6 protein-coding genes and 2 pseudogenes are annotated in these 7,368 nt (G+C 58.4%); all 8 read right to left on the reverse strand.

The annotated features are described in order from the left end of the window. Window positions 1-403: pseudogene (locus tag IVB50_RS03245) on the reverse strand (transposase); the annotation flags it as partial. A 307-nt stretch (window positions 404-710) separates the two neighbouring features. Further along, window positions 711-1,898, reverse strand: coding sequence for an MFS transporter (locus IVB50_RS03250; protein WP_247294219.1), 1,188 nt, complete (start codon window positions 1,896-1,898; stop codon window positions 711-713). 26 nt (window positions 1,899-1,924) lie between these two features. Next, a complete protein-coding gene (locus IVB50_RS03255) occupies window positions 1,925-2,503 on the reverse strand; it encodes a hypothetical protein (protein ID WP_018458978.1) in 579 nt (192 codons plus the stop codon). Beyond that, window positions 2,503-2,814, reverse strand: coding sequence for a chorismate mutase (locus IVB50_RS03260; RefSeq protein ID WP_247294229.1), 312 nt, complete (start codon window positions 2,812-2,814; stop codon window positions 2,503-2,505). Before IVB50_RS03260 ends, IVB50_RS03255 begins: the two co-directional genes overlap by 1 nt. Further along, window positions 2,811-3,812 carry a hypothetical protein gene (locus IVB50_RS03265; protein WP_157643084.1) on the reverse strand — a complete coding sequence of 334 codons (1,002 nt, stop codon included), beginning with the start codon at window positions 3,810-3,812 and terminating at the stop codon, window positions 2,811-2,813. Before IVB50_RS03265 ends, IVB50_RS03260 begins: the two co-directional genes overlap by 4 nt. Next, window positions 3,809-5,833, reverse strand: coding sequence for an aminodeoxychorismate synthase component I (pabB, locus tag IVB50_RS03270; RefSeq protein WP_247294231.1), 2,025 nt, complete (start codon window positions 5,831-5,833; stop codon window positions 3,809-3,811). Before pabB ends, IVB50_RS03265 begins: the two co-directional genes overlap by 4 nt. Before the next feature lie 2 nt (window positions 5,834-5,835). Then, entirely contained in the window at window positions 5,836-6,447 is a 612-nt protein-coding gene (locus IVB50_RS03275) for an aminodeoxychorismate/anthranilate synthase component II (RefSeq protein ID WP_247294233.1), read from the reverse strand. 647 nt (window positions 6,448-7,094) lie between these two features. Further along, window positions 7,095-7,368, reverse strand: a pseudogene (locus IVB50_RS03280) (hypothetical protein); the annotation flags it as partial.

Here is a 7,368-nt window from a genome sequence, read left to right on the forward strand (position 1 = left end):
CCTATGCTTGAGGTCGGCCTGGTCGCCGCGTTTCGACTTGTAGACGTACAGTGCACGATCGATACCTTCCAGTCGCTGCGCAACTTGTCGACAAGTTCGCGCTTGCGGCCAGGCCTCAGAGCTTTTTTGAGAGCACGTCCTGCAGCATGGCCTTGTCCAAAGACAGGTCGGCGACGATCCGCTTCAGCTTGGCGTTCTCTTCCTCGAGCTGACGCAGCCGCCTCATCTCGGACGGCATGAGTCCCGCATATTTCTTGCGCCAATCATAGAAGGTGGCGTCGCTGATCCCGGCCTTGCGGCAGACTTCGGCCACCGGCGCACCGTCTTCCGCCTGCTTCAAAACAAATGCGATTTGGGCCTCGCTGAACTTCGATGCTTCATGGAGCTCTCCTCGTCCCGACACGGGATCATAATTGGAAATTCCAGTTCAGACTGGCCTCATTTGGCGGGAGCAGGTCAACTGCACTTAGCAGGTGAGGTAAAGCTGAGCGCAATGCCGCGTGAGCAAGAGCGAATCATGGCGAGCGAAGCGGGCGCACGAGAGTCATCTGGCAGGAGCCAGATGGATGGCTGACAAGCGCTATCGACCACGTGCTGCATGGTGATGTCCATAGTCTAGACTGACGAAGGGCGTATGCGGCTTGCTCCGCGCTTGACCAAGCAGACCCGACAAGCATCCTGGTGGTCGATCGTGCTCGATTTCATCCCGTTCATGCCGCATTCGCAGCTTCCGCAGGCGCTTCATCACGCATGAAGGCAACAGCCAGCCCGACGCCGATGAGACCAATCAGGATGGACGCCACGGCCAGCGATGTGACTCCGCTGATCTCGACGAGGATGCCGCCGAGAAAAGCGCCGATGGCGATCCCTGCGAAGGTAGTCGAGCTGTTCATTGCCAGGACCAGCTTCGACCTATCCCCGGCTAGGCCGAGGAGCCGGTGCTGGATCGGCACCAGATACATGTAGCTGACGTTGCCCCAAAGGAAGGCGATGAGCACGGTGAGGGCACCATGGTGTCCAAATGCAACCAAACCTACGAGCAGGATTAGCTGTGCGCCTATGGCTGCGATGAGGACTTTATAGGGGCCGAAACGGTCAGTCAGAACGCCACACGCTGCGTTTCCCGTCACGGCTCCGAAACCGTAGGCAAAGAGCGCGGCCGAGAGCAGCGGAACCCCGGCAAGCAGAAAACCGGTGATGAAGACGCTCACATAGGAATAAACGATGAACTCGGAAACAACGACGAATAGTGTCACGGAAAGGATACCGTAGATGATTTTGGAGAATTCTTTGGAGGTCGGTTTTCCGCGCTCCGGCATCTTGGCAGGGATTCCAGACATCATCGGGGCGAAGATCATCAATGCGAGAAGCCCGGCAATGACGACGAAACCGAATGCGAAGCGCCAGCCGATAGCACCTGCGATCCAGCTGGTGGCCGGGACGCCAGCAACCTGTGAAACGGTCATGCCGCCGAAGATGAGGGACAACGCGAAACCTTTGCGGGTAGGCGGCAGGAGCTCGGCGGTTAGTGCGGTAGCCGCCGGGGTGAACATCGCCGCGCCGTAGGCCGAAATGACGCGACCAGCAGCAAGAATTAGGAAGTTCGGCGCGACCGCGCAGATCAGGTTACCGATGATGAAGATCGAAACGGACAGGATTTGGACATTGCGACGGCTCATGGCCTTGAACATCCAGGCATTCAGCGGCGCGAAGACAGCGTAGCAGAGTGCGTAGATCGAAATGATCCAGCCCACCGCGCCGGTTGAAATCCCGAGGTCACGAGAGATCACATCGAGCGCCCCAATGATGACAAATGTGTCCAGGCCGATAGCGAAGGCGGCGATGGTCAGAGCGGCAATGACGAGCTTCGTTCGCGCGTCAGGAGGGGAGGAGGTCATGACGGTGCTCGTTCAGGTTCGTGTGTTCAAGGCAGCACGTCATGCAACTCAGGATAGGGGCTGGCGATGATCGTGTCGGAGTAGCGAGGGCGGGGACCGTACAATAGCCAGGTCGTCACCACCTCGCCAATCTCCTGCATGATCTCGAGCTTTTCGGGATGTTCGAGCGCCGATCTGCTGTAAGCAACGCCCGCATCATACACGCCTTCGAGGAGTTTTTTCTCTACAACCGGCTTTGTCGTTTCGAAAATCAGCTCATTCCAAGCATTCTTGTCGATATACCCCATCGTTGGCTCGGGGAGACCCAGCGACCGAGGCTCCTTTACGTCCTTGCGTTTGACGACCGCGATGCTCTGGGTGGGCAATATGAAGGTGTCGACGACCTGCAGACGGTCGCGGAATTTCTCGGTCACGAGATGGACATTCAGGTGCGCGCTGCATTGGAGAACATAGCTGTCGCCGCGATCTGCGGCCTCGGCCGCGGCAGCCACGAGATCGTCGACGAGTATGATGTCTTGCGGCTCGATCCCTTGGAACTCGAGATATTTCAAGGTCGCATGATGGTGACAGCTTCTCGCTGGGCCGAGCGTGTAGATGCGGACCATCAGGAGACGTCCATCTGCTCGTCTATGATCATGGCTTCGAGCTCGCAGGCTTCTCCTATGATCAGCGAATAAAGATCTTCAGTGAATTCCCTGCGCAGGCCGCGTTCCGCCCCAATCTCGGCGCAACGCGCCTTTACCTCTGTAACGCGATCGGGTTGCATCATCGCGATCCCGCGTTCCTTCTTGTAGCGTGCAACCTCAGCGCAGACGGAAAGCCTCCGGCTGAGGATGTCCACCAGTTGTTTGTCCAGCTTGTTGATGATCTCCCGAAATGGAAGAAGGCCCGCGTCGGGGGTGAAGGTATCAGTCATGCATGGCTCCTGCCCATTTCCTGCATTCCAAGTCGCAGGCCGGCGGCTAGATGCTTGGCGCAGGCCGACAACGTGTCCAGCCGGTAGCCGCCCTCCTGTACGAAGCAGATCGGCTTGCCGATCGAGGCCAATGCCAGGCCGATCTCTCGGTAGATTTCTGGCGGAAGTGTCCAACCACCATGCGGATCTCCGACGACGATATCGAAACCCAAGCTGACAACCAGAACGTCCAGCGTGGCGGCCCAGTCGGATTCCAAGAGCCCGCGAAGCGCCGATGTGTATGCTGCCGGGCTCGGATCGGTCGGAAATTCAAGATACCTGTGGCTGCCGAGTGCTGGTTGAAGTTGCGGGATCCAGGGGAAATTGACGTCAGTCCGGGCGTGCAGGCTGGCGAAACCGATATCGGGGTGTGTGCTCAGCACATCGCTTGTTCCATTGCCAGGGTGGAAATCGAGGTCGAGGATCGCCAGCTTGCGGAAGCCCGATGCGCGCAGGCTCAGCGCCGCGACTCCGACGTTGTTCAGCAAACAATACCCACCCATGAAGCTGCGCCCAGCATGGTGCCCTGGCGGCCGACATAGTGCGTAACTTACTAGACTTCGCTTCGAGGCGATTGTGGTCGCGGCTGCGAAGCCGGTAGCGGCGGACAAAAGGGCGCGCTGATATATCCCCGCGTCGACGGATGTGTTTTGCGGCACACCGGGCGCGGTATATCTTCTAGCAAGCTCGGTGATCTCTGGCTCTTGTGGATGTGGCCCGAAGCGGAGTGCCTCAAGGTAGCCCGGATCATGAAGGCTGCCCAGGATCGATACGACCTCGTCCGTGACGGTCTCAGGGGTCGAGATAAATTGGACACCAGGCGAGCTTTCCAATCCGCTTCGGATCTCGTTGATTCGATCCCCCACTTCCCTTGAAGGCTTACTCGTCCCCGTCGCATCGGCGATAAGGCCCCCAGGGCTAGGTGAGACCGGCGTCGTGTGTACGGTTAGCCAGTTCACAGAAGCCTCCTTCGTCGCCGTTCTCCCGCCGATACGAAGCCCATGCTTTCATAGAATGCGACGAGCCTCTCGGCGCCGGAACGGTCGGTCGAGGGAAGAGACACTTCGACCATGGGCCAGCCCCGCACCCGCGCCTCGCCATCCAGGGCGGCCAGAAGCCGTCTCCCATTTTGAGCCGAGCGATAGCGGGGATCGACCCAGAGCTCCTGCAGGATGCCATAGTGGCCTGAAGCCCTTACTGCGGTGACCTGGGAGACGACAGCAATGCCGATCACTTCGGCTGCCGGCACATCCTCCATTATCAGGGCGAAGCCGAGCCGCGAATCCATCGCGATTTGCCCAGCAGCGCTGACCGCCGTCTGCCGGTCGAATTGCGGCCCCGGTCCTCCGAGCTCCGTGAGAAGCCTTCCCACGCATTGTGCAATCGTGTCCCTGTCCTGGAATGTCGCCAGACGGACACGATGTGCAGAATCGGGTACTGTTTCCGCGCCTGCATCATCGTCTGGGCCATCGATCGCCACGTCATGATCTGGGTTGCCTGTCATGGCCTCGGCAATCGCACGGATCGGCTGGCGCGCCTTGAGGAGAATCTCTTCGAACTCCGCCTTGGGGTCAGACAACGCGACGATGGCCCCGCCGCAACCGATACTCAGTTGGCGTCCCCGGCAGACGATCGTTCGGATGACGATATTCAGATCAAGCTGGCCGCACAGAGACAGATAACCGATCGCCCCCGAATAGATACCTCTCGGCGCTTGTTCCAGTTCATCGAGGAGTTTTAGGGTTCGAATCTTAGGTGCGCCCGTCATCGACCCGCCTGGAAAACACGCAGAAATGCAGGGGATGATATCGTCAGGCGACACCAGTTCGCCACGAATGGTGCTGACCAGCTGGTGTACGGTCTTGTAGCTTTCGATGTGCATGAGGCTTGGCACATGAACGCTTCCGGTGCGGCAGATGCGGCCGAGATCATTCCGCATCAGGTCCACGATCATGAGATTCTCGGCCCGGCTCTTTTCGTCCAGACGCAATTCTTCTGCGATCCGCTCATCTTCGGCTGGGACCTCATGTCGAGCCGCAGTGCCCTTAATGGGCTTGGTCTCGACAATGAGGTTGCGATCGATCTTGAGGAATCGCTCCGGGGACGAGCAGGCAACACAGAGATCTCCAAGTCTGAGGAAAGCCGAGTAAGGGGCCGGGTTTCTCCGCCTTAGGACCCGATACAGATCAAGCGGGTCGATCTCTGCCGCAACAGTAATCTCGTTTGTCAGGCAGACCTCGTAAGTCTCGCCGGCGCGGATCTCGGAAAGGCATCTTTCGATTTGTTCTAGGTACCGGGCTCGCCCCTGACGAAGCTTGAACTGAAGCGGAGCGCTTTTTGCGTTTGGTGACGATGGGGTAGTGCTGGGGGCTGCTTCGATGCGCCGAATGTCACGTTCGTTCTTGCTGATCCAAAGGGCGACCTCGTAAGCCAATGCGGCCTCGGCTTTGGGGTAGAGTGCGACGATATGGATGCTGCCATTCTCATGATCGAAGGCGAGGAATCTTGTGCAGAAGATGAAGGTTGCATCTGGACATTTAGAGGGTGGGGAGCTGACGCCGCAGGTGAGAGATTTCAGTTCGTAACCGAAATAGCCCACGTGGCCCCCTTTAAAGGGAATATCTGGCACGTCGCCCTCATCCTGCAGCTTGCAGGTGGCATGGTTATCGGCGAGGAACTTGAAAATCGATCCGGAGATGGTCAGTTGGGGCGCCTGGCCGTCGCGAGTAATCTCGATTTCCTGTCGAGACGCATCGTAGGATGCAAGATAGCTGCCCGGTCCGCCAAGCCCTCCTATGAACGACCAACGCGACAGCCCGGGCACCAGCATACTGCTGTCCAGCCAGAAAGCAGGCTGTGTACCCCGGAAGAGGTGCACGAATACATCCTCAGCGCTGGCTCTGCATGAGATCGTCGAACTTCTCGCGTCATACTTGGTCGTTTCGAAGGGAAAGTCGCTAAGGCGGGGCATGCCCAGCATGATCAGGCCACCTCCAGGCGCACAAGTGGGGACCGCGCTACCGATGGGGCGCATACATCGGAGAGGAAGTTAGCAAACATCTCTCGTCCGTATTGTGAGCAGATGGATTCCGGGTGAAACTGTATGCCGTAGTGCGGCAGGTGCCGATGCCGGAGTCCCATAATGACGCCATCCTCGCTCATGGCAGTGCATTTAAGACATTCCGGAAGCTCACCGGTCACTGCCAGCGAATGGTATCTTGTCACATCGAAGGAGCGGGGCAGCCCCAGGAACAGGTCCGTCCCGGAGGTTGTGATGGTGCGGATCCGGCCGTGGAGGGGCTCCGGCGCGCGGGAGACGGATGCGCCATGAAAATGGGCGATGGATTGATGCCCCAGGCATACTCCCAAGACCGGAACGGCGCTGCCGGCCAAAACATCCATCGTAGCGCCGACATCTTTTGGAGTATGAGGATTTCCCGGCCCCGGCGAGAGGATAATGCGATCATGGGGGATCTTGCGGATTTCTCTCCATGGCACGGTGTTATCGAGGACGATGGGGTCTCTACCATTCACCTCACCGATCATCTGGGCAATGTTGAATGTAAATGAGTCGAAGTTGTCGATTAGGATCACCGATCTCTCGGAGCCTGCCCCGTTTGCTGCCATATTTCTTTCCCGCCGCGAGTGGCCTAATCCCTTGCACAGTCATCATGGCTGGAGCGGCCTTAGTGCGCAGAATTCCTACCGGCGATGAGCGAGTGGAATCGATCAGGTCCGTTAGCGCCAACTTTTGGCACCGACGCTCAGCCTAACGTTCATTAACCAGCCTAACGTTCATTAACCAAGAATTGCCATGTATCGTTCATCTCGATCAATCACCAGCGTTGGTAGTTGACCGGCGCGCAAAGCTTGGCATGTCGCTATAGAACGAGTGCAGGGTTGGGGCTCTTGGACGCTGATCGGGTTGGCTGCGTGGCTGTCGCATGCATTGTGCGGTTTGATTGCTGGGCCAGGTAGGCGAGCTCGCTGAGCATCATTAACTGCAACGCAGCGGGCCCGGATGATGAGACCTGCCAGGATGCGTTTCTGGTGCATCTAAGGGAGGGGTTTCTCGTCACTGACGCGCCGCCTCGTCGCCTCTGTCGACGGTGAAGATCACCTGCCCACCGCAATGAGCGATCTCCTGAAATTCCCGCCCTTCGCTCATGATCGCAGATCCCGCAGAATTACGAACGAAGCGCCCGTGCGAGCGTGTGGCGCTTCAATTCAACCTCGCACTATCAGTTCTCACTGCCGACTCGATGGAGTCGGAAGAGCTTGTCGAAGAAATCCGCAATTCTCGCCTCGGAGCCGTCGCCGACAACTTCGTTCGCACCGAGGCGGTATACCTCATATCCGGCAAGCCGCAATTCCCGGTCGGCCGACACCATGTCGGCGTAGACCTTCAGCGAGGGTTTGCCGTCCTCTGAGAAATGATGCTTGCTGTCGACCTCGATGACGATCCGCTGGCGGTCCGGGAGCAGCAACAGAAAGTCCATGCGTTGTCGTGGTAGA

The organism is Bradyrhizobium sp. 87 (genome assembly GCF_023073015.1).
Taxonomy (GTDB): domain Bacteria; phylum Pseudomonadota; class Alphaproteobacteria; order Rhizobiales; family Xanthobacteraceae; genus Bradyrhizobium; species Bradyrhizobium canariense_D.